General features: G+C 50.3%; 1 protein-coding gene. It reads left to right on the forward strand.

Annotated elements, in window-relative coordinates; all coding sequences use genetic code 11:
* Positions 1 to 519 (forward strand): recombinase family protein (locus ODJ80_RS14060; RefSeq protein ID WP_263042558.1); only part of this gene is annotated, 519 nt, incomplete at both ends.

A 519-nucleotide genomic window follows, 5' to 3' on the forward strand; every position in this document is an offset into this window, starting at 1 on the left:
CTTCAGGTCATGCAGGATTTTGGCGTCAACCTGGTGTGTGTGGAGGATGGCATTGATTCTTCCAAGGACGCGGGCAAATTGATGATCTCTGTCCTGTCTGCCGTGGCGGAGATTGAGCGGGAAAATATTCGTGTCCAAACCATGGAGGGCCGCATCCAAAAAGCAAGAGAGGGCCGCTGGAACGGCGGCTTTGCTCCCTATGGGTATCGGCTGGTGGATGGGAAATTGATTATCAACGAGGAAGAAGCAGAGGCAATCCGCGTCATTTATGACCAATATGTGCATACGGATATTGGCGCAAACGGAATTGCAAAATATCTGGAGAACCATGGTATCCGTAAAATTCCCCGGCAGAATGGGAAGAATCCCCTGTTTGACGCACATTTGATTCGCTTGATTTTGAAAAATCCGGTGTACTGCGGCAAGATTGCCTATGGACGCCGCAAAACGGAAAAAGTGCGCGGCACAAGGAACGAGTATAAGCTGGTTGAGCAGGACAACTACCTGCTGGCAGAAGGA

Source organism: Acutalibacter sp. LFL-21, from assembly GCF_025630755.1.
GTDB lineage: Bacteria > Bacillota > Clostridia > Oscillospirales > Acutalibacteraceae > Acutalibacter > Acutalibacter stercoravium.